This is a genomic window from Helicobacter sp. MIT 14-3879, from assembly GCF_003364125.1.
The window spans coordinates 175,176-197,221 of the sequence record NZ_NXLP01000001.1 but is presented as its reverse complement, the minus strand read 5'-3'; the positions used below and the strand labels follow the sequence as shown (position 1 = coordinate 197,221).

Annotated in this window: 20 protein-coding genes; 18 read left to right on the top strand and 2 right to left on the bottom strand. The window is 30.7% G+C overall.

Annotated features, from left to right (window positions below; genetic code table 11):
- The first annotated feature begins 6 nt into the window (after positions 1 to 6).
- The 14 genes from rimO to CQA44_RS00880 all read left to right on the top strand — a co-directional run bounded on the left by rimO (position 7) and on the right by CQA44_RS00880 (position 11,185).
- Positions 7 to 1,353 carry a 30S ribosomal protein S12 methylthiotransferase RimO gene (gene rimO, locus CQA44_RS00935; protein ID WP_115545399.1) on the top strand — a complete coding sequence of 449 codons (1,347 nt, stop codon included), beginning with the start codon at positions 7 to 9 and terminating at the stop codon, positions 1,351 to 1,353.
- A 16-nt stretch (positions 1,354 to 1,369) separates the two neighbouring features.
- Positions 1,370 to 1,567: a hypothetical protein gene (locus tag CQA44_RS00930; protein WP_115545398.1), complete on the top strand. Its 198-nt coding sequence runs from the start codon at positions 1,370 to 1,372 to the stop codon at positions 1,565 to 1,567.
- A 40-nt stretch (positions 1,568 to 1,607) separates the two neighbouring features.
- Positions 1,608 to 2,120: a class I SAM-dependent methyltransferase gene (locus tag CQA44_RS00925; RefSeq protein WP_258864864.1), complete on the top strand. Its 513-nt coding sequence runs from the start codon at positions 1,608 to 1,610 to the stop codon at positions 2,118 to 2,120.
- A 16-nt stretch (positions 2,121 to 2,136) separates the two neighbouring features.
- Entirely contained in the window at positions 2,137 to 2,295 is a 159-nt protein-coding gene (locus CQA44_RS13100) for a hypothetical protein (RefSeq protein ID WP_258864860.1), read from the top strand.
- A gap of 37 nt (positions 2,296 to 2,332) precedes the next feature.
- Entirely contained in the window at positions 2,333 to 3,112 is a 780-nt protein-coding gene (locus CQA44_RS00920; protein WP_258864859.1) for a hypothetical protein, read from the top strand.
- Positions 3,113 to 3,135: 23 nt separating this feature from the next.
- Complete coding sequence (locus tag CQA44_RS00915; RefSeq protein WP_115545396.1) at positions 3,136 to 3,564, top strand: hypothetical protein; 429 nt, start codon at positions 3,136 to 3,138, stop codon at positions 3,562 to 3,564.
- Entirely contained in the window at positions 3,555 to 4,136 is a 582-nt protein-coding gene (locus CQA44_RS00910; protein ID WP_258864858.1) for an FkbM family methyltransferase, read from the top strand. Before CQA44_RS00915 ends, CQA44_RS00910 begins: the two co-directional genes overlap by 10 nt.
- Before the next feature lie 15 nt (positions 4,137 to 4,151).
- Positions 4,152 to 8,600, top strand: a complete 4,449-nt coding sequence (locus tag CQA44_RS13455; RefSeq protein WP_181881729.1) for a type ISP restriction/modification enzyme — start codon at positions 4,152 to 4,154, stop codon at positions 8,598 to 8,600.
- Positions 8,600 to 8,746: an adenine specific DNA methyltransferase gene (locus CQA44_RS00900; protein WP_115545395.1), complete on the top strand. Its 147-nt coding sequence runs from the start codon at positions 8,600 to 8,602 to the stop codon at positions 8,744 to 8,746. The genes CQA44_RS13455 and CQA44_RS00900 overlap by 1 nt, the downstream gene beginning before the upstream one ends.
- The gene (locus tag CQA44_RS00895) at positions 8,740 to 9,039 is read left to right on the top strand and encodes a type ISP restriction/modification enzyme (RefSeq protein ID WP_115545394.1); all 300 of its coding nucleotides are present in this window, start codon (positions 8,740 to 8,742) and stop codon (positions 9,037 to 9,039) included. The genes CQA44_RS00900 and CQA44_RS00895 overlap by 7 nt, the downstream gene beginning before the upstream one ends.
- A gap of 10 nt (positions 9,040 to 9,049) precedes the next feature.
- The gene (gene tilS, locus CQA44_RS00890) at positions 9,050 to 10,144 is read left to right on the top strand and encodes a tRNA lysidine(34) synthetase TilS (RefSeq protein WP_115545393.1); all 1,095 of its coding nucleotides are present in this window, start codon (positions 9,050 to 9,052) and stop codon (positions 10,142 to 10,144) included.
- Between the two features lie 235 nt (positions 10,145 to 10,379).
- Positions 10,380 to 10,685: a hypothetical protein gene (locus CQA44_RS00885; protein ID WP_115545392.1), complete on the top strand. Its 306-nt coding sequence runs from the start codon at positions 10,380 to 10,382 to the stop codon at positions 10,683 to 10,685.
- A 4-nt stretch (positions 10,686 to 10,689) separates the two neighbouring features.
- Positions 10,690 to 10,824: a hypothetical protein gene (locus tag CQA44_RS13095; RefSeq protein WP_258864857.1), complete on the top strand. Its 135-nt coding sequence runs from the start codon at positions 10,690 to 10,692 to the stop codon at positions 10,822 to 10,824.
- Positions 10,784 to 11,185, top strand: coding sequence for a sel1 repeat family protein (locus CQA44_RS00880; protein ID WP_115545391.1), 402 nt, complete (start codon positions 10,784 to 10,786; stop codon positions 11,183 to 11,185). The genes CQA44_RS13095 and CQA44_RS00880 overlap by 41 nt, the downstream gene beginning before the upstream one ends.
- 6 nt (positions 11,186 to 11,191) lie before the next feature.
- On the opposite strand, the gene CQA44_RS00875 is transcribed toward CQA44_RS00880, so the two are convergent.
- Together CQA44_RS00875 and topA are read right to left on the bottom strand one after the other, a co-directional pair.
- Positions 11,192 to 12,052, bottom strand: coding sequence for a biotin synthase (locus CQA44_RS00875; RefSeq protein WP_115545390.1), 861 nt, complete (start codon positions 12,050 to 12,052; stop codon positions 11,192 to 11,194).
- 9 nt (positions 12,053 to 12,061) lie between these two features.
- On the bottom strand, positions 12,062 to 14,257 hold the full coding sequence (gene topA / locus CQA44_RS00870; RefSeq protein ID WP_115545389.1) for a type I DNA topoisomerase: 2,196 nt from the start codon (positions 14,255 to 14,257) through the stop codon (positions 12,062 to 12,064).
- Positions 14,258 to 14,413: 156 nt separating this feature from the next.
- Between topA and CQA44_RS00865 the strand changes: the two genes are divergently transcribed.
- From CQA44_RS00865 to CQA44_RS00850, 4 genes are all read left to right on the top strand, one after another.
- A complete protein-coding gene (locus CQA44_RS00865) occupies positions 14,414 to 15,955 on the top strand; it encodes a flagellin B (RefSeq protein ID WP_115545388.1) in 1,542 nt (513 codons plus the stop codon).
- Complete coding sequence (locus tag CQA44_RS00860) at positions 15,955 to 17,844, top strand: 6-hydroxymethylpterin diphosphokinase MptE-like protein (RefSeq protein ID WP_115545387.1); 1,890 nt, start codon at positions 15,955 to 15,957, stop codon at positions 17,842 to 17,844. The genes CQA44_RS00865 and CQA44_RS00860 overlap by 1 nt, the downstream gene beginning before the upstream one ends.
- 106 nt (positions 17,845 to 17,950) lie before the next feature.
- Positions 17,951 to 20,101, top strand: coding sequence for a flagellar hook protein FlgE (gene flgE, locus CQA44_RS00855; protein WP_115545386.1), 2,151 nt, complete (start codon positions 17,951 to 17,953; stop codon positions 20,099 to 20,101).
- Between the two features lie 53 nt (positions 20,102 to 20,154).
- On the top strand, positions 20,155 to 21,969 hold the full coding sequence (locus CQA44_RS00850; protein WP_115545385.1) for a motility associated factor glycosyltransferase family protein: 1,815 nt from the start codon (positions 20,155 to 20,157) through the stop codon (positions 21,967 to 21,969).
- Positions 21,970 to 22,046 lie beyond the last annotated feature (77 nt).

Below are 22,046 nucleotides of genomic sequence, written 5' to 3'. Positions count from 1 at the left end.
GAGATTTTGAGTAAAAATCTTTGTTTAATCTCTCTTGGCTGTAATAAAAATTTAATAGATAGTGAGGTTATGTTAGGAAAACTTAGGGAATATAAGCTAGTAGATGAGCCACAAAATGCAGATGTAATAATAGTAAATACTTGTGGTTTTATAGCTAGTGCAAAACAAGAGAGTGTAGAAAAAATACTAGAAGTTGCCATGCTTAAGAAAAAAAGTGCATTTCTAGTAGTGAGTGGCTGTTTAAGCGAGAGATATTCAAAAGAGCTTCAAGAAGAAATTAAAGAGATTGATATAATCACAGGAGTTGGGGATTATAATAAAATTGATTTAATGATTAAGGAATTACAAGATTTTAAAATTACTCATTCACACCCAAAAATAATTACAAATAATAAAACTTTTTTAATTAATGATGAGGTTAGGCTTATTACAGGTTCTAATATACATTCTTATATTAAGATTAGCGAGGGTTGCAATCAGAGTTGTAGTTTTTGTGCAATACCAAGTTTTAAAGGAAAGCTTCAATCTAGAAGTATTGAATCTTGCGTTAAAGAAATAGATACTTTGGTTAATAAAGGCTTTAGAGACTTTAGTTTTATAGCTCAAGATTCTAGTTCTTATATGAGAGATTTAGGTAAAAAAGATGCTTTAATAGATTTAATTGATGCTGTTGAGAAGATTGATGGTATTCGTAGTGCTAGGATTTTATATCTTTATCCAAGTAGTACTTCAGAAAGACTTATTGATAGAATTGCAGAGTCTAGTGTATTTCAAAATTATTTTGATATGCCATTGCAGCATATATCAGATTCTATGTTTTCTATTATGAGACGCGGTGCAAATAAAAAGCAGCATATAGAGCTTTTAAATCATATAAGAAATATTAAAGATAGTTTTATTAGAACTACATTTTTATTAGGACATCCCGGTGAGAAACAAAGTGATTTTGATGAGTTATGTAAGTTTGTAAATGAATTTAAATTTGATAGGATAAATCTTTTTGCATTCTCTAAAGAGGAGCATACAAGGGCTTATAATATGAGTGATGGGGTAGATTCTAAGATAACTAAAAATAGAATAAATATTTTAAATAAGATTATTATAAAACAACAAATTGAGAGTTTTAAAAGCTTAGTTGGCAAAAATATAATTGCAATAATCGATGGATTAAGTAAAGAGAGTGATTTATTGTTTAGTGCTAGAGATATTAGATGGGATAGAGATATTGATGGTGAGATTTTAATAAATGATAATCTTAGTAATGAGCCATTAAGCTCTGGATATTATGAGGTTAGTATAGATGACTTTAAGGGCGATTCCTTAATAGGTAGGGTATTAAGGAAATTAAATTAGAAATAAGGAGAGAAATATGGATTACTTTGAGGCAAGAGGAGTGGATGTAAGTATGTATGAGAAAGCAAAACTTCCAGCATATTTTAATGAAGTGTTAGAGAATTTAGATTTTAATGCTAGGATATTAGACTTTGGTTGTGGATTTGGTCAGCATTTAGAGGCAATTAAAAATTGTAATTTTGCAATAACTCCAAAAATGGGGGGGGGGGCGTAGCCAAAATGACAATAAATTACATAATTTCTATCTTTTTGGTATTGATATTAATCAAAATGCAATCTCTTATGTTCAGAGTTTGGGGATAGAGGCTATGGTGGTTAGAGATATTTTTACATTTTTTCCTAAAGAAAGATTTGACTTAGTTATTACAACTCATGTTTTAGAACATATACCAAAGGATAAGTTAATTTCAGTTTTAAGACATTTTAAAGAGCATATCTTGACACCAAATGGAAAGATATTTGTAGCAGTTCCAAATGCACAAAGTAATACAGGTTGCTATTGGAGGTATGAGGATTTTACGCATTATACACTCTTTAGTGCAGGAAGTTTGATTTATGTATTTAAAATGGCTGGTTTTAGTAATGTAGAAATTATTGATAAAGATGCATTAGTTGGTAGCAGGGGTCTAAAAAGAGTTTTTAAGCAAATATTTTTAAAGTTATATAAATTAAATTTTAAGTTTTGGAATCTTGTTACAAATAGTTCATTTCACGCGCCAAGCCCACAAGTATTTAGTTATGAAGTAAAAGCATTAGCTAGTAAATAAGATTTATGGAGTTAAAATGGGATTAATAAAAAGAATATTATTTAAAATTCATATATTTTTTATGCAAAGCATAGAAAACAAACTTGATAGATTATTAATGCTTAAGGCAAAAATACTCTCACAAAATAATATAAATTGTTATAAAAATTTAATGGGGGGGGGGAGAGATAGATGATATATCACATAAAAATAAATCATTTTTTATAGAATCTATGGAGTTTAGTGTATATTCACAAAATGGAGAAGATGGCATTTTAGATTTTTTGATTGAAGTTTTGGATTTGAGTTCATACCCTAAAGCTTTTATTGAATTTGGAGTGCAAAATTATAAAGAATCAAATACTAGATTTTTACTAAAAAATAGAAATTATCAAGGATTAATAATAGATGCTTCAAAAGAAAATATAGATTTTGTTAAGAGAGATGAAATATATTGGAAATACGACTTAGAGGCAAAATGTGCTTTTATCACTGCTGAAAACATTGATATGATTATTAAAGATTATTTAAGCTCAAGGAATCTTAGCAATGTAGCAATTTTAAGTATTGATATAGATGGAGTTGATTATTTTATATGGGAGAGCATAAAATGTATTACTCCTTGTATTGTAATAATTGAATATAATGCTTTATTCGGAAGTGATAGAGAGATAAGCGTTCCTTATAGGGCTGATTTTAATAGATTTAAAGAACATTTTAGTGGGTTATATTTTGGGGCTAGCATAAAAGCAATTATACAATTAGGTAAAAGTAAAAATTATGAATTCATAGGGGCAGATTCTAGTGGGACAAATTTATTTTTTATACACCAAAGCTTAAAAATTAAAGGAATTAAAACATACCCACTTAAAGAATATTGCACAAGACATAATGCTAGACAAAGTAGAGATGAATATGGTAATTTAAACTTTAAAAGTGGAGATGAGAGAACAAAAGCTTTAGAGGGCTTATTAGTGTATAATACATCATTAAATAAAAGTGAGATATTATAACTACGTTATTAAGAGGAGAAATTATGAAATTTTTTGCACAATTTATTTATCAACAAATTTTAAATGCAAATTCCAAAATATTTGTTTATTTTTTACTGAAACTTAGGAAAATTCTTTTAAAATTTATAAATCCAATCATTACTCTTAATTATAGAGGTTTCAAACTTGATATGCCTTTATCTCATACGATTTTTTATTATCAAAAACTTTATCCAAACTATGATATGCAGCTTCATAAAATTGCATCATATATTAAACATAAATTAAATTATTTTAATATGATTGATGTGGGTGCAAATATTGGTGACACAGCTGTTTTTACAAATGTAGAAGGAGAATATCTATTGATTGAAGGAGAAGCAAGCTATAACAACCTTATTGCTAAAAATATATCATATCAATATCCAAATTCTCAAATATTCTTGGCTTCTAATGGGGGGGGGTGGATATAAAAAATAAAGAAAACATTAAAGAAAGTAGATTTATTATACAAAATATGTTTATAAGTGATACAAAAGGGGAATATCAAGTTAGCTTACAAGATGGCAGTGGAAAACTTATAGAATCTACTCTTATGCTAGAAAGAAATATAGAATCTAAAACCTATATTCTATTAAAAAGTCTTGATGAAATAGTTGGTATAAGCAGTTTTCAACCAAACTTTATCAAAATAGATACCGATGGGTTTGATTTTAAAGTGTTAAGAAGTGCTAAACAAACACTTATCAAATATAAACCTTGTATTTATTTTGAATGGGATAAATTCCATCTTGAATCACAGCAAGAAAAACCTATAAGTATTTTTTCATATTTGCTAAGTTTAGGATATGAGGAATGTATGATTTTTGATAATTTTGGAAATGCTATTTGTGTGATAAATTCTTGTGATTGTCAAAACTTACAAATGCTTTTGGATTACACTAAAAATTCACAATGTAATATCTATTATTATGATGTGTTAAGTTTTCATAAAGATAGTAAACTAAGCATAAAGGAATATAGAGATTTTACAATTAAATCTTAAAGAAAAGGCGAGACAATGAACTTCTTAACCACCTACCTCCAAGCAATACAAAACATCAGCACTCAAGATAAAGAGCACACCTATCGCACATTTTTGCATAATCTAATGAATGAGATAAAAGATAGCCTAGCTCAAAGCAAACCAAATTTAAAAACATTATCAATCATACAAGAGCCAAATAATGACAAAGAGGGACGTGGCGCGCCTGATTTTATGATTTTATCCAAAGGCTTAAGTGTCGGCTATATTGAAAATAAACGCGTGAATGCAGATTTAGATTCCATCATTTCAAGCCCACAGATTGAAAAATACCTAAGATTAAATGACAATCTAATGCTTACTGATTATTTGCGTTTTACTCTTGTGAGAGCCAAAAATGGGGGGGGGGCAAAAAGCCGCTTAAAGATTTGTGAGTTAGCTCAAATCAATCAAGGAGGCAATCTATCATTTTATCAGGGGAAGTCGCTTAAGATTTGCGAACTAGCTCAAATCAAAGCCACCCTTAAAGACAAAGCTCTCTTAGAATCTAAGGCAAAAGATTTGCTTGATTTTTTCTTTATCTTTTTCACCCACGAGCCAGAGCCTATCAACACCGCCTTAGAGTTTGCTTCCACCCTAGCCCTACGCACACAGATTCTAAAGAATGAGCTTTTAGAGAATGAAAAAAACGCACATATTCAAAACTTTTATTCTATCTTTAAAACACAGCTTTATGATGAATTGCTCTATGAGGATTTTTGCGATAGTTTCGCCCAGACACTGACTTATAGCCTATTTTTAGCGAAGTTAAATAGTATAGATAATAAAGAAATCGACCTCTATAATGTCAAAAAATTCATTCCTAAATCCTTTCCTTTAATCCGTGCTATGAGCGACTTTTTGGACAAAATAGAGGATTTATATGCTATTAAGTGGCTTATTGATGAGATTCTCCACATTATTCATCATATTGATATAATAAGCATTATTAAAGAGCTTAATCGTGCGAGTGAAAAAGATATTTTAGGGCATTACACGACACAATTCACTCACAAAGACCCCTATTTGCATTTCTATGAGACTTTCCTTAGTAAGTATGACCCTAGATTGCGTGAGATTCGTGGGGTATATTATACACCTGCTAGTGTAGTGTGCTTTATTATTAATGCCATAGATTCTGTGCTTAAGGAGGATTTTAGTCTGAAAGAAGGCTTAAGTGCCGCGCTTAAGAATCAAAACATCACGCTTTTAGACTTTGCCACAGGCACGGGGACATTCCTACTTGAAGCCTTTAGAAAAGCCCTAGAATCTATCCCTCAAAATAGCCCAAGATATGAGCCTAAAAAACTGCTTAAGCAATTCTTTGGCTTTGAGTTTCTCATCGCCCCTTATACGATAGCTCATCTCAAACTCTCCCAAAGCTTCAAAGAGGATTTTTACACACCCCTAAAAGATAACGAGAGATTAGGAATCTACCTTACAAATACCCTGTATTTCAAAGACACTAAAAAAGAGCAAAATGAAAGAGGGCAGGTGCTTATGGGCTTCCCCGAGCTTGTAGAAGAAGCAATCAATGCGCAAAGCACGAAAGAAAAGCCTATTTTGATTATCACAGGCAATCCTCCTTATAGCGGTGCAAGTAGTAATAAGGGGCTGTATGAAGATGAAGTGAGAATTACTTATGGCTTAGAGCCTAGCGAGCAGCACTTTGATGAAAGGCAGAGAGCAGCAATTAAGCAATACCTTAAAAATATAGAATCTAAAAATGCTAAATCCATTAAATCCACCTTTAAAGCCATTTTAGAGAGTAAAAAGCTCAAAAATGAGAAAAACCCCAAATGGCTACTTGATGATTATGTGAAATTTATCCGCTTTGCAGAATCTAAGATAGAGTCTCAAGAAAGTGGGATTTTTGCGTTTATCTCTAATAATAGCTTTTTAGATAATCCTACTTTTAGGGGTATGCGTTATCATCTAATGAATACTTTTGATAAAATCTATATCCTAGATTTGCACGGCAATGCAAGGAAAAAGGAAGCCACCCCCGATGGTAGCAAAGATGACAATGTCTTTGACATTATGCAGGGCGTCTCAATCAATATCTTTGTGAAAAATGCAAACTGTCATTCTCAAACCTCCCCTTGTCATTCTAAGGTTTCAAATTGTCATTCTGAGGCGTTAGCCGAAGAATCTAAAACTTCCCCTTGTCATTCTGAAAGAGCATTAGCGACTGAAGAATCTCTTAAATCTTCCCTTTGTCATTCTAAATCCTCTTTAGAGGGCGAAATATCCCCTACATCTTCCCCTTTTCATTCTGAGGCGTTAGCCGAAGAATCTCAAGATTCTACAAAAGATTCTAAGAGATATTTCGCTAACGCTCAATATGACAAGATTAGCCCTCAATATGATAAGATTAATGCTCAAGACAATAAAGAGACTTATCATTCTAAGGTGTCAAATTGTCATTCTGAGGCATCAGCCGAAGTATCTCAAACTTCCCCCTATCATTCTAGCCTTTCACATTATCATTCTAAATCCTCTTTAGAGGGCGAAATATCCCCTACATCTCCCTCTTGTCATTCTGAGGCGTTAGCCGAAGAATCTCAAACAGATTCTACAAAAGATTCTTCACTTGCTTTGCAAGTTCAGAATGACAAAGTAAAAGATATTTCAGCCTCGCCTCATGCGTGTCTCACGCAACCCACCCACACTTGCAAAGATGACAATGACAAAAACCTCGCTACTCTTTATCATTATGACCTCTATGGCAAACGCAAGGACAAATATAACTTCCTCTATGATAATAGCCTAGATTCTGTTGCTTGGACTAAGCTAAAGCCCAAAGCCCCCTTTTATCTCTTTATCCCTCAAAATGAGAGCTTAAGAGAGGAATACAATAAGGGCTGGAGTGTAAAGGATATATTTAGAGTGTCAGGGGTTGGGATTACTACTGCACACGATGAATTTGTAATACATTCTAGTAAAGAAAAATTGTTACAAAAATTTGAGGATTTTAAAAATTCTCCCCCTGATGCTGCAAAATTGCACGAAAAATTTAATGTCAAAGAAAAGCAAGGTTGGGATATTTTAAAAGGTTGGCACAATCTACAAAAAAAGAGTGATTTATCTCAATATATTCAAAAAATTGCTTATCGTCCATTTGATAATCGATATATTTTTTATGAAGAAAAGCTTGTTTGGCGTTGTGTTAAGGATATAATGCGGCATTTTCTACCTCTTTGTCATTCTGAGGCATTAGCCAAAGAATCTAAAATTTCCCCTTGTCATTCTGAGCGTAGCGAAGAATCTCAAACAGATTCTACAAAAGATTCTTCACTTGCTTTGCAAGTTCAGAATGACAAAGTAAAAGATATTTCAGCCTCACCTCGTGCGTGTCTCATACAACCCACCCACACTTGCAAAGATGATAAAGAAAATAAGCAATATAGCAACAAAGCCTTGCTTGTTTCAAGGCAAACTTCAGCCATTGGAGACAAGGAATTTAATACTGCTTTTATTAGCGATAAAATGGTGGATATAAATTTTTATCGTAGGGGCGGGGAACAGGTATCACCTCTTTATCTGAAAGACCAAGCTTCAAATACTCAAAGGGTAGAAAATTTCACCTCTAAGTTTAGAGCCTTTATTGATTCTAAATACCAATGGGACATAAATGACTATCAAAACAATCCCGAGTTTTTTCTTTCTTTTGATTTTGAAAACTCACATTGTCATTCTCAAACTTCCCCTTGTCATTCTAAATCCTCTTTAGAGGGCGAAGTATCCCCTACATCTCCCTCTTGTCATACTGAGGCGTTAGCCGAAGAATCTCAAACAGATTCTACAAAAGATTCTAAGAGATATTTCGCTAACGCTCAATATGACAAGATTAATGCTCAAGACAATAAAGAGACTTATCATTCTAAGGTTTCAAATTATCATTCTGAATCTTCCCCCTATCATTCTGAGGCGTCAAATTGTCATTCTGAGGCGTTAGCCGAAGAATCTAAAACTTCCCCTTTTCATTCTAAACCCTCTTTAGAGGGTGAAGAATCTTTAAACAAAGCAAGCAAAGTATCTCAATTTATCCTCACTCCCGAAGCGATTCTAGGCTATATCTATGCGGTGCTTTTTCACAAAGACTATCGCGAAAAATATATTGATTTCTTGAAAACCGACTTTCCTAAAATCCCTTTTGTAGAATCTAAAGAGAAATTTTTAGCCCTGAGTGCCTTAGGACGCGAACTTATGGCTGTGCATTTGATGCAAGATTCACAAATAAGAGAGAGAGAGAGAGAGAGAGAACAGAAAATGATGAGAATGAATTGCAATATCGGACTAAATGTAGCCAGACAATACAAAATAAGCGGTTCTTGGCAGTGTGTGATAGTAACCAATACTCTAGTAGATTTATCGCTAATGGGCGGGGGCAATACAGGAGCAGGAATGATATTCCCCCTCTATCTCTACCCAAAGGCAAAGTAGTGCAAAATATCGGCTTAGTGTGCGATAGAGGTTGTAAATTGCAAGAAATCAATAATATCTTTATTAGTCAGCATCTCATTGATTTGCATTTAGTAGGCAGTGGGAGCTATGTCTTTCCACTATATCTTAAGGAGGAATTATGCTAGATTCTACTATCGGAGAGCCGCTTTATAAAGACACAAAGAATAAAAATCTACGCATTGAAAAAATTATGTATAATGCGGAATCTAAAGAGCTTTTTGTGAATGATTCTTTATATTTTTGCGGGGTGGAAAAAGCGGTGTGGGAGTATAAAATCGGCGGTTATCAAGTCTTGGACAAATACCTAAAATCTCATAAGACTGAAGAGATAGATTTTGAGCATTTTAGCAATATCATCAAAACTCTCTCCAAGAGCCAAATAATAGAACATAATATTTCTCAAATAGAGCTAAAATGATAGAGCTAAAATGAAGTCTATGCGAAATAAGAGCGATAAAATCACCCTTCTTCATTTGCCTTATCTGCAAGATAAGCGTAACTTGCTTGGCTTTAGCGGGGGAGCGGATTCTACTTGTTTGTTTCACTTGCTTTTAAAAAATGGAATTTACTTTGATATTGCGATGGTTAATTATAACTTAAGAAAAGAATCTAAAGATGAGATAAGATACGCAAAAAAACTAGCTAAAAAGTATAATAAAAAGATTTTTATCTTAAAAGCAAAAAAGATTAAGAATAATTTTGAAAGTAGGGCTAGAGAGATTAGATATGATTTTTTTAAAAAAATCATTAATTCATATAATTATGATAATTTAGTCTTAGCCAATCAGCTAAATGATAGAATAGAGTGGCTTTTAATGCAGCTTAGCAAGGGCTGTGGGCTGAACTCATTGCTTGGATTTGATAGTTTGATTAAGGCTAATAGCTTTAATATAATCCGACCTTTTAGCGAAACTTCAAGAGACAAGATAGAGCATTATTTAAAAAAGCATAAAATAAAATATTTTATAGATAAAAGCAATAAAGATATAAAATATAAACGCAATTATTTTCGTAAAAATTATGCCTCTAATTTGGTTAGAAACTATTCTAGTGGGCTTTTAAAATCACTTAGTTTTTTAAAAGAGGATTTTTTAGCCCTCTATGGTGGGGTTATGATTAGAGAAATTACTAATAGTGTTTATAGAATCTTTGTGTTTAAAAAGAGGCTAGATTTAGAAAATTTACATAATATTGATATTTGTGCTAAAAAGCTTGGCTATGTAATCTCACAAAAACAAAGAGAAGAGATTTTAAAATCTCTATATTCTTGCGTGATAGGTGATAAAATCATAATTGATTGTAATAAAAATGAAATTTTTATATGTGAGAATCTCTCCAAGCAAAAGCAAAATTTAAAGAATCCAGAGGAATCTCAATTAAAAAAAACCCAGAAATTAAAAAAAGCCCAAAGCCCACAAAAGCATAATAAAAAGTTTAGAGATATTTTGCGACTTGCTTCTATTCCCCCTAAAATACGCCCATATATTACTAAAGAATTACTAGATAAATTTAAAAATTTCTAATTTTTTATCCTTATAGTTCAATATTCTAATATATGTGAAGTTTGCTTACACCATTATCTTACACACTGCATTAACCTAAGAATCCTAATTTAAGAATCTAGCAACATATAATGAATACATTTAAACTATTTTTAATATGGGGGGGTAGAATGTTAATTTTAGATTCTATGCGTTAGTAAAATTATAAATATAAAGAATATAGGTTGTTTTTAATAAGGACTAAAAGGAGGCAATAATGAATGATAAGCAATTAAAAAGAAAAATAAATTCAGTTGGAATGCAGTTTTTTGTAACTTATTTTGAAATGATAAGAGATTGTAATGATAATAAATATTTAATTGAAGAGATTAATAAAGATACTATGACTCGCATTAATTTCATATATGGAAAGCAATCTCTAAGAACTAAAATTAATGTTACTCGCTATATCTTAAAGAATAATTTATTAAAAAATGTGCTTATAAAAATATCATCTTCTAAAAACATACCTTATGCTTATAGCTCTAAAGCTAAAGAATTACTTAAAAAATACAAGGATTAGTTAGATGAAAAAGATTATTTTTGGCTTTATTTTATTACTTTCATATTCTTTTGCACTTGATTATAAAGTTTTAGGGAAGTTAGGAGTAGAGTGTAAAAATGGAGATATATCAGTTTGTAATACCCTTAATTCACATTAGTAATCTTAACGTAGAGTGTAGAGATTCTAAGAAAAAAGAGTCTTGTGAGGACTTATTTTATACTAATAAATATTTATGTGAAATTGAAGTAGAAGATTATAATTGTCATCTCACTGGATATGCTTATTTTACAGGAGGATTTGATTTTGGTGTAATTAAAAATGATTACTTAGCATTGTCTTATTTTAAAAAACTTTGTGATAAGGGACATGAGGTAAGTGATACTTGTTTTTATACTGGTCTTATTTATGGTAACTTTAAAGATTATCAAAATGCGATTTTTTATTTAAAAAATGCTTGTAATGCTGGAATGACTGCAGCTTGTGAGCTTTTGCCGCCTACTATAAATAAATCTAACTAATCCATTTTATACAGCGCATTTTCTATCGCTAATTAGATTTCCTATTTTTAGATTATAGTTTTTTAGCATTTCTAAGTCTCTTAGGGGTAAGTCCCCATTTGTAGTTAGGTAATTACCAAGCACTATTGCATCAATGCCATTTTCAAAGATATCTTTTTGCTCTTTGCCAAAAACTACTTCTCTTCCCCCAGCTAGCATTAAAATTGAATTTCTTAAAAACTCCCTTGCTAGTATTATGCACTCTAATGCTTCATTTCTATCCATAATCTTTGGCTCTAGTGGCAGGGCAGGATTTGGGATATAGAAATTTATAGGAGAACTATGTGGATTTAGTGATTTTATAGTTTTTAGCAGCTCTATTCTTTGCTTTCGACTTTCTCCAAGCCCAAAGATTCCACCGCTGCATAGTTTTAACCCTATACTAAGCACATTTTCACAAGTATTTAGCCTATCTTCAAAGCTATGAGTAGTGCAGATATTTTTAAAATTACTCTTAGCAGTCTCTAGGTTGTGATTATAGCTATCTATTCCATTTTGTTTAAGGTATTTTAGAGATTCTTTAGTTGCAATTCCACAACAAGCAATTAGCAGCATATTTGGAAGTTTTCTTTTTATATCACTAGCAAGAGAGGCTATATATTCACATTTAGCAGAATCTAACCCTAGCCCTGAAGTAACTAGGCAAAACCCACTTGCACCAAACTTTGCTAGGCTTATGGTTTCTTTTAAAACCACTTCTTTTGGCTTGTTTTTGTAGATTTCTGAATTTTTACCATATTTTATACTTTGTGTGCAATATACACAATCTTCTTTGCAAGCCCCACTTGAAACATTGCTAATAGAGCATAGATAGATTTTTTTTGCCATTTAATTCCTTTATAAATCTTCTTTATATTTACATTTTAGACATTCAAAATATTTTTTAGTTTTAGTTTCTTTTTTAGCCATTATATAATTACATTTTTGGCATTTTTTATTAGTTGGCTCATTTGGACTGATAAATTTACATTTTGGGTAATTCCCACATCCAAAAAATACGCCTCTCCTTGAGTATTTCTCTATTATATCGCCATTACACTCTGGACATTTTATATCTTGTAATATTTTCTTTTCTTTTTTTATTGCTAGAGATTTTGTATTTTTACATTTTGGATAGCCACTACAAGCCATAAATTCACCATTTTTGCTGAATTTTTTTATCATCACTTTACCGCATTTATCACAGATTTCTTTAGAGGCTTTTTCATCTTCTTTTTCATCTTGTTTTATATATTTACATTTTGGATAACCACTACAACCTACAAATTCACCAAATCTACTTTTTCTAATTACTAATTCACTACTGCATTCAGGGCATAATTCCCCTGTTGGCTTTGTGGTCTTAAGTGAGGTAATGTTTTCTTTTCCATCTTGTATTTGTTTTATAAACCCTTGATAAAACTCCCAAAGCACACTTTGCCAATCTATTTTAGAATCTGCTATATCATCTAATTTTTCTTCTAATTTAGCAGTAAAGCTAGAATCTACTATTTCTAAGAAATGTTTTTGAAGTATATCAATCATAGTAAATGAGATTTCTGTTGCAAAAATTTGTTTTTTCTCTATCTTTATATATTCTCTTTTTGAAAGTAATGAAATAGTAGGAGCATAAGTGCTAGGACGACCTATTCCTAGGCTTTCTAACATCTTTACTAAAGAGGCTTCAGAAAATCTAGCTGGTGGTTCTGTTTGATGAGGAGATATTTTGCATTCTTTTAATTTTATGCTCTCATTTATTTCTAAATTTGGTAGGATTTTATCTTTATCATCATTTCCTGTTATTTTATAAAATCCATCAAAAACTAATTTTGAGCCACTAGCTTTAAAAATCGCATCTTTTGATTTAAAAAATACATTTTGAGATTGAAAAATTGCATCAGTGCTTTGAGAGGCTAAGAATCTGTTATAAATTAATGTATATATTTTTAATTCATCAGCTTGTAGGTAGTCTTTTGCAATCTGTGGTGTAAATTCAATTTGCGTAGGTCTAATAGCCTCGTGAGCTTCTTGAGCACTTTTTTGTTTATTTGTATAGTTTTTTATTTTAGTAGGGATATAATTTTTACCAAAGCTCTTTTGAATTAATCTTCTCGCAGACTCTTGAGCAATTTTAGCAATATTTAGACTATCTGTTCTCATATAAGTAATAATACCCATAGTGCCGTTGTTTGTAGATACGCCTTCATATAATTTTTGTGCTATTTGCATTGTTTTTGATGGAGAATATCCAAGAATATTTGATGCACTCTGCTGTAATGTTGAGGTCATAAATGGAGGTGGTGGAGAGACTTTTTTATCTTTTATCTCTATATTTGAGATTATAAATTCTGATTCTAAGATTATTTTTAGCATTTCATTTGCTTCTTTTTCATCTCTTAAATCTATTTTTTGGATTTTTTTACCCCTCCATTCTATAAGTAGAGATGGTATTAAATCTTTATTTTTACTAAAATTTGCATCAATACTAAAGTATTTTATAGGCACAAAGGCTTTTATCTCCTTTTCTCTATCTACAACTAATTTTAATGCAGAACTCTGAACCCTACCTGCACTAAGTCCTTTTTGAATTTTTTGATTTAAAAGAGGGCTTAGCTTAAAGCCTACTATTCTATCTAGTAGTCTTCTTGCTTGTTGTGCATTTACCATATTCATATTAATATTTCTTGGATTTTTAAGAGAATCTAATATTGCCTGTTTTGTTATTTCATGAAAAACAATTCTCGGATAGCTTTTATCTTTATCAATTATTTGTGCTATATGATAGCCGATAGCTTCACCTTCCCTATCCTCGTCAGTTGCAATGTAAATATTACTTGATTTTTTTGCTAAGTCTTTAATTTCTTTAGCAATAGCTTTATGATCTTTATCAACCTCATATTCAGGAATAAAATTATTATCTTCTATTTTAATTCCAAACTTCTTTTTAGGTAAATCTTTAATATGCCCTTTTGAAGCTATGACTTTATAATTACTTCCTAGAAAGTTTTTTATTGTTTTTGCTTTTGCAGGGGATTCTACAACTATTAGATTCAAAAACTCGCTCCTAATAAAATTTATTAAAATTTGGCATTTTATCACAATTTTAAATTTTATTATTTAAGCATTTTTAAAAATATATCCATATTTTTATTAATGGAATAGTATTTGCTTCTATCTATAAAAATTTCTTTCAAATAAAGGAAACGCAAGATGAGTTTTAGAATAAATACTAATGTGTCAGCGCTTAATGCTCATACTATTGGGGTGCAGAATAATAGAAGTATTCATAATTCACTAGAAAAATTAAGTTCAGGTCTTAGGCTTAATAAAGCTGCAGATGATGCTTCTGGTATGGCTATCGCCGATAGTTTGCGTTCTCAAAGTGAGGCATTAGGTCAAGCAGTTAGAAATGCAAATGATGCAATAGGTATGATTCAAGTTGCAGATAAAGCAATGGATGAGCAGTTAAAAATCCTAGACACAATTAAAGTAAAAGCTGTTCAAGCAGCACAAGATGGACAAACAACAGAATCTAGAAGGGCACTGCAAAGTGATATTCTAAGACTTTTGGAAGAACTTGATAATATTGCTAATACTACTAGTTTTAATGGACAGCAAATGCTCTCTGGTGCATTTTCAAATAAAGAATTTCAAATTGGAGCTTATTCAAATACTACAGTTAAAGCTTCTATTGGTCCAACAAGTAGCGATAAAATTGGACATGTTAGAATGGAGAGTTCATCATTTTCAGGAGAGGGAATGGAGCCAGAAACAGGCAAAAATAATCTGCAAGAAGTTTCATTAAGAATGCTTGAGGTAGATGGAGTTAATAGTTATGAATTAGAGACAGTTAAAATTTCTCATTCAGCAGGAACAGGTATAGGAGTTTTAGCAGAGGTTATCAATAAAAATTCAGACAAGCTTGGAGTTAGAGCAGCTTATAATGTAATGGCAACAGGAAGTAATGCTGTATTATCAGGCACTATTAGAGGTCTTACTATAAATGGAGTTCAAATTGGAACTGTAAATGATGTTAGAAAAAATGACTCCGATGGTAGGCTGATAAATGCAATCAATTCTATTAAAGAAAGAACAGGGGTTGAGGCTTTTACTGATATTTCAGGTAGGCTTAATTTAAGAAGTATGGATGGAAGAGCTATTAGTGTAAAGGTTTTAGAGGGTCAAGATGTGTTTGGTGGCGGTAATTTTACAGGAATTGATGGAGATGAACACGCTATTATTGGAAGACTTACTTTAATTAGAACTGATGCAAGGGATATTTTAGTCTCTGGCGTAAATTATAGTAATATTGGCTTCCATTCTGCTCAAGGAACTGCTGAATATACGGTTAATTTAAGGGCTGTTAGAGGAGAATTTGATGCAAATATAGCCTCTGCTTCCGGTGCAAATGCCAATAATGCACAAGCACAAATAAATATTAACGGTATAGGTGCGGGAGTTACAAGCTTAAAAGGTGCAATGGTTGTTATGGATATGGCAGAATCTGCAAGGGCTCAATTAGATAAATTAAGGGCTGATATAGGTTCTGCTCAAATTCAACTTGTCGCAACAATAAACAATGTTTCTGTAACTCAAGTTAATGTAAAAGCGGCAGAATCTTTAATTAGAGATGTAGATTTTGCCCAAGAGAGTGCAACTTTTAGTAAGCATAATGTTTTAGCACAAAGTGGAAGTTTTGCTATGGCACAGGCTAACTTGGTTCAGCAAAATGTATTAAGATTATTGCAATAATGAATGCTTGGCAAAGGAATTTGCGAGCCTTAAATAAAATTAACCCAAGTTTATTTCAAAAGCTTGTAAAAGTAGAGCCAAATAGGCATTTTGAAGTATTTATAGGACAAGATTCTGCAGATATTAATTTCCTAGATAAAAAAAATAATAAATTTTTATTTGTTAATAGTAGTATTGAGTTTGTTGTTGATAAGATTAATAGCTTTAAGGAATTTAGTTTATACCCATATTTGTATTTTTTTGGTTTTGGAAATGGAGTTTTTTACAAGCTTCTTTTAAATAATGCCTCTTTAAAGAGGATAATGATTTTTGAACCACATATTGAAATTATTTTTAATGTATTAAATTTGCTTGATTTTAGCAAGGAAATAGAAGAAAGAAGGTTAATTTTATTTTATAATCAAGATGTTGCTTATGAGAGTCTATCTCCATTTTTTTATATTAACAAAAATGCCCTAATTTACTCTAAACTTTATAATCTACATATTTTTAATGATTATTATAATATTTATGAAGATGAAATTATTAATATAAATAAGCTAATTATAGGCATAATAGAGCACGGTGTAATATCTATTGGAAATGATAGTAAAGATGCAATAATAGGCATAAAACACCATATAGCAAATATTCCTTTAATGCTTAAAAATCCAAGCCTTTATAATTTAGTATTAAATGCCAAAAATACAAATACAGCAGTTATTGTCTCAACAGGACCATCACTTTATAAACAGCTTGAGTTATTAAAAAATGTGCAAGATTATGTAAGCATTTTTTGTGTTGATGCTTCTTTTCCAATACTTGTAAAATATGGAATTAAGCCAGATATTGTTTTATCGATGGAGAGAGTTGAGCTTACTGCTAAATTTTATGAAGTTGTAGAAGAGAAATACTTTAAAGATGTGATTTTTGAGATAACTTCAATAGCACATAAAAAATTACTTGATGAGATAGTTAAAAAAGGTGGAATCTTGCAACTTAGTGAGCGTCCATTTGGCTATACTAATTATTTTGATTTAGCAGAGTATGGATATATTGGTATTGGAATGAGTGCAGCTAATATGGCTTATGAATTAGTAGTGCATTGTGGATTTAGTAGGTGTATTTTTATAGGTCAGGATTTAGCTTTTAGCAAAGATGGAGCAAGTCATAGTAAAGATGCAGTGTATGGCGAGAGAGAGATTGAAACATCTTCTAATAAAATATTTATTGAAAAATATGGTGGCAATGGGCTAGTAGAAACTACGCAAGTTTGGAAGCTATTTTTAAACTTTTTTACAAAAGATATTTATGAGACAAAAGATAGAATAGAGGTTATTAATGCTACTGAAGGTGGGGCTAGGATCCCACATACTATAGAATTAAGCTTTAAAGAATCATTAAAAAAAATTGACTATTCTACTACCAAAAATAAAATTTTTTTGACTAACCCTACATATAAAAAATATAATGAAAATCTTAAAAAAGCTAAAGCTAAAGTAAAAGAATATATTAAATATGGCAATGCTAAGAAAGAAAAAATACAAAATTTATTTCTTGAGGTGGTAGAACAGACCGAACTTTTAGAGCTTTTAAATAAAGAAAACAGACTAGAAGAATATGATTTTAATTCTTTAGATAAATTATTTGATAGGATTGAAGGAGTAAAAAAGCTATTTTCAAATAAGAAGTTTTTAAATATGTTTAATGAAGCAACACAGGCAATTATTTTTCATCAAGAAATGGAATTAGCAAAAATTTCTACTAAAATTACAAGTAACCAAATTGAGTTAAATGCTAAAAAACTAGAATGGCTATTTTTACACAAGAATTGGCTTTTTATACTTGCAGGTTGCCTAGATTCTGTGCTATTTTGTGTTAATGATAGTTTTAGTTCTTGGGAAGTTTAGATTTTATTTTTTGTTTAAATATTAAATGAGTTTTATTTAAATAATTCATATTATGGAATATTTATTGCTTATAATTTATAATTAATCTCTAAACTGAAGGATAAATATGTTAAGGTCTTTATGGTCTGGTGTAAGCGGAATGCAAGCACATCAAATAGCACTAGATGTGGAAAGTAATAATATTTCAAATGTAAATACAGTTGGATTTAAGTATTCAAGAGCTTCTTTTGTAGATATGTTAAGCCAAATTAAACAAATTGCAGCTTCTCCTTATAAAAATGGGCTTGGAGGACAAAATGATTACTCTATCGGTCTTGGAGTAGGAGTAGATGCTACTACAAAAGTATTTTCACAAGGAAATACACAAAATACAGATATAAAAACAGATATTGCAATTGAAGGAGATGGTTTTTTTATAGTTAGCCCAGATAGAGGTATAACCCATAATTATACAAGAAATGGTGAATTTCTTTTTGATGCAAATGGAAACTTAGTAAATACAGGTGGATATGTTGTTCAAGGTTGGATTCGTGGTGAATTAGAGAATGTAGAATATATGACAGAAGATGATTTCTTTAAAGTTGATCATACAGGTCCTATTAGAAATATACAAATTGATCCTGCTATGGTTATGCCTGCTAAAGCTTCATCAAGTATTTCTCTAAGAGCAAATCTTAATGCAGGGAGAAGAGCTGATAATGGTGTAGCTATATCTGCATTAGATTCTTCAACAAAGACAGAAGTTAATCCAGAAATACCAATATATGATTCTGCAAATAAATTAAAACAAATTTCTTATGATATGGGTGCAATCTTTAATGCAGACTATGATGCCTTAGGATTAAAGGAAAATCAAGGTATTTGGATTAGTTACCAAGTAGCACAGATGAGACAGGCTGTAACACCAAGTGTAGATACAAGTAGTATTGGAATAAATGGTGAAGAGATTTCATTTAAAAATGATTCTAATATAACAGGTATTAGCACAATAGTAGCTGCACAAAATGCAATTAATGCACATAAAGACAAAACAGGAGTTGAAGCATTTGTAGATAATGGCTTACTTAGACTTGAGAATCAAAATACTAGAGATGGAGATGCTAAAACTAAAAATATCTTAATTACAAAGGGTGGAACAGGTGCTTTATCAAACTTTAATGAGGGAGATAGTGTTGTTACAGCATTTTCATATCAATATACAAAGTCTAATGATGCGGATTCTACAAGTGGTCAATTTAGAACAACAGAGGATTTAAGGGCTTTAATGCAACAAGATGCAAATTTAGTAAAAAATCCACAAACACAATATAGTGATAGCACAGCAAGTGTGCTTGTTAAAGTAAATGATTATGGTATGTTTGAAATGCAAAATAATGATGATGGTGATGATGTTAAAAATAATTTACATATTAGCGTAAGTAGTTTTTATAATGAAAATGTTACAAATAATGTTTTATTCAAAGAAGCAATGGCAGGGATTGCTACTACTTCTTTAGTTGAGGGTGGTAACTCTACTAGCACAGGAGTTTTTGTAGTGGCTAATCACGCAACAAGTGTAGATGTAGTGGATAGCCTAGGCTCTAAACATACGCTTAGATTTGAGTTTTATAAGACAGGCGATAGTGAGTGGAGCTTTAGGGCTATTTTGCCAGAACCAGCACAATTTATAGGGGGGTCTCCAACAAGACCAAATATTTTTGAGGGTGGGAGTGCATCGTTTAACTCTGATGGAAGCCTAGCAGGAATGAATCCTCCTGTATTACAATTTGACCCAAAAAATGGTTCTACTTCTCCACAAAGGATAGAATTATCATTTGGTGATAATGGAACTTTTGGTGGATTAACTAGTGTAGATAGGATTTCTGAAACATATACAATTTCAGATAATGGCTATATAGCAGGTGATTTAGTAGATATTAGATTTGATGCAAATGGAACACTTTTAGGTGCATTTAGTAATGGAAAATCTCTAGCATTAGCACAAGTAGCACTTGCTAACTTCTCAAATAATGCAGGGCTTCAAGCAGAAGGAGGTAATATATATAGTCAAAGCGGAAACTCTGGCGACCCAATAGTTGGAGCACCAAATACAGGAAGAAGAGGCGGTGTTAGTGGCTCAAAGTTAGAAATGAGTAATGTTGATTTAAGTCGTGCTTTAACACAGCTAATAGTAGTTCAAAGAGGTTTTCAAGCAAACTCAAAGGCAGTTACTACATCTGATCAGATTCTAAATACACTTTTAGGTTTAAAACAATAAATAATATTTTAGATTCTCTTTTAAACAGAGATGAGAATGTAATACTGCAAAAAATGCTATCTAACATAGCATTTTTTAAAACTATTAATAATAAAATTTCTACAATATTACAAGATGCTCTAAATGGTAAAAATACAAAATATCAGCTATATTTCCACAATGATATAAATATAATTGATTTAGTAAGCAAGAAATTCCTTTATCCAAAAGGTTATTTTTTAGAAATTTCTAAAAAACTCTCTATCAACCCTTTAAATAATCCTCTTTGGAATATTTATTCAAACAATCTTAGGCTTAATAGTATAGAGAATTTAGGTATCACTGCAAATGCTATTAACAATATAGTTTCTTTAGCTAAAAATATTGATACTGCTCTTTATCATCTTCCACCTTTATTTTTGCCTCAAACAAATATTTTCGGGCTTTGTGGTGGGCTATTTTTAGAATTATTATTAGAGAGTGGATATAGTTTTCATTCATTATTAATCTATGAAGAAGATCCAGAGCTTTTTGCTATATCTTGTTATTTTATTGATTATGAGAAATTATTTGCTAAGGTTAGCCCAAAATCTTGTTATATTTTTATAGAAAGTCTTGTAAATAAGGCATTATTAAATCATTATTTTTATAGCAAAAAAATAACAAATAATTTTTTAAGACTTGAATTAAGTGCTTTTAAATCAGATAAATTAGAAGCCATTAAAAATATAACTAATGAAACCTATAAGGCTAATGCTCGTGGTTGGGGAAGTTTTGAAGATGAAATGATAGGATTAAAAAATACACTTTTAAATTTAAAAAAAGCAAAATTAATTAATTTAGATTCTAAGTTAAATGTCCCAATATGTGTAGTTGGTAGCGGTCCAAGCCTAGAGATGAATTTAGATTTTTTAAAAAATAATTCATCTAAAATGTTAATTTTTAGTTGTGGGACAGCCCTAAAAATACTAAAAGCAAATAATATTAGAGTTGATTTTCAAATTGAGATTGAAAGAGTGCCTTATTTATCAAATGTATTGATAGAATCTAATTTAGACTCTACTCCTATTATTTGTGCTTCTTTGGTAGATTCTAAGGTGCTTTCTTTATCAAAAGAAGTTTATTTGTTTATGCGTGGAGGTAGCTCTAGCTCATATATTTTAGAAAATATCACTCCAATAGAATTTTGTGCTCCATTTGTAGGAAATGCAGGTTTTAGTTTAGCTTGTATTTTAAGTGATGAGATAATATTATGTGGAATGGATTGTGGCTATATTAAAGGTAAATCAAAACATTCATCAGGTTCTTATTATGGAGATGAAAAAGCAGAAATACCAAAAGATTGTTTTAAGGTTAAAGGAAATAGTAATTTAGAAGTTTTTAGTAATTCTATTTTTTCTTTAAGCAAGGAATCTTTTAGTTTAGCAATAAAATACTATAAGCCAAAAAAAGTTTATAATATTGGTTTTGGAGCTTATATAAATGGTACACAAACTGCCATTAACTTAAATTTGTCCTCTACTATAAATAAGGATATTTATAATAGCTTTAATGTAATTAGTAACATAAAGTTAAAAGATAACCTAAAAAAAGACATGTTAGATTTAATATCTACTTTAAAGATTATGCTAGATATTGAGATAGATTCTAAGCAAGAGCTATTTTGTTTTATTGATAATTTAAGTGAATTTCTAGCAAAAAGTAGTTTTAATAAGCCTCATAGTGGAATTTTACTTGAGGGTTCTATTTCTCATATTTTGCAAAATATATTAATTTACATATTAACAATAAAGAAAAATTCTATTAAACCATACTTTAAAGCTTGTAAAAAAATACTCCTAGAAGCACTAGATTCCTTTGCTAAAGAAGTAACTAGTTCTATTAATTAGTTTTTTAAAAATATAAATCTCACAATTTTCTCATAAGAAAATAAATAATATTCCAAAATTTTATATAAAAGAGAGGA

Bases quoted from the DNA above. Each gene is read 5' to 3' on its own strand.
- CQA44_RS13100 (WP_258864860.1), top strand. From the start codon at position 2,137: ATGGGATTAATAAAAAGAATATTATTTAAAATTCATATATTTTTTATG.
- CQA44_RS00895 (WP_115545394.1), top strand. From the start codon at position 8,740: ATGCTAGATTCTACTATCGGAGAGCCGCTTTATAAAGACACAAAGAAT.
- CQA44_RS00880 (WP_115545391.1), top strand. From the start codon at position 10,784: ATGGAGATATATCAGTTTGTAATACCCTTAATTCACATTAGTAATCTT.
- CQA44_RS00860 (WP_115545387.1), top strand. From the start codon at position 15,955: ATGAATGCTTGGCAAAGGAATTTGCGAGCCTTAAATAAAATTAACCCA.
- CQA44_RS00850 (WP_115545385.1), top strand. From the start codon at position 20,155: ATGCTATCTAACATAGCATTTTTTAAAACTATTAATAATAAAATTTCT.
- CQA44_RS13455 (WP_181881729.1), top strand. From the start codon at position 4,152: ATGAACTTCTTAACCACCTACCTCCAAGCAATACAAAACATCAGCACT.
- flgE (WP_115545386.1), top strand. From the start codon at position 17,951: ATGTTAAGGTCTTTATGGTCTGGTGTAAGCGGAATGCAAGCACATCAA.
- tilS (WP_115545393.1), top strand. From the start codon at position 9,050: ATGAAGTCTATGCGAAATAAGAGCGATAAAATCACCCTTCTTCATTTG.
- CQA44_RS00930 (WP_115545398.1), top strand. From the start codon at position 1,370: ATGGATTACTTTGAGGCAAGAGGAGTGGATGTAAGTATGTATGAGAAA.
- CQA44_RS13095 (WP_258864857.1), top strand. From the start codon at position 10,690: ATGAAAAAGATTATTTTTGGCTTTATTTTATTACTTTCATATTCTTTT.
- CQA44_RS00865 (WP_115545388.1), top strand. From the start codon at position 14,414: ATGAGTTTTAGAATAAATACTAATGTGTCAGCGCTTAATGCTCATACT.
- CQA44_RS00875 (WP_115545390.1), bottom strand. From the start codon at position 12,052: ATGGCAAAAAAAATCTATCTATGCTCTATTAGCAATGTTTCAAGTGGG.
- CQA44_RS00920 (WP_258864859.1), top strand. From the start codon at position 2,333: ATGGAGTTTAGTGTATATTCACAAAATGGAGAAGATGGCATTTTAGAT.
- CQA44_RS00915 (WP_115545396.1), top strand. From the start codon at position 3,136: ATGAAATTTTTTGCACAATTTATTTATCAACAAATTTTAAATGCAAAT.
- CQA44_RS00885 (WP_115545392.1), top strand. From the start codon at position 10,380: ATGAATGATAAGCAATTAAAAAGAAAAATAAATTCAGTTGGAATGCAG.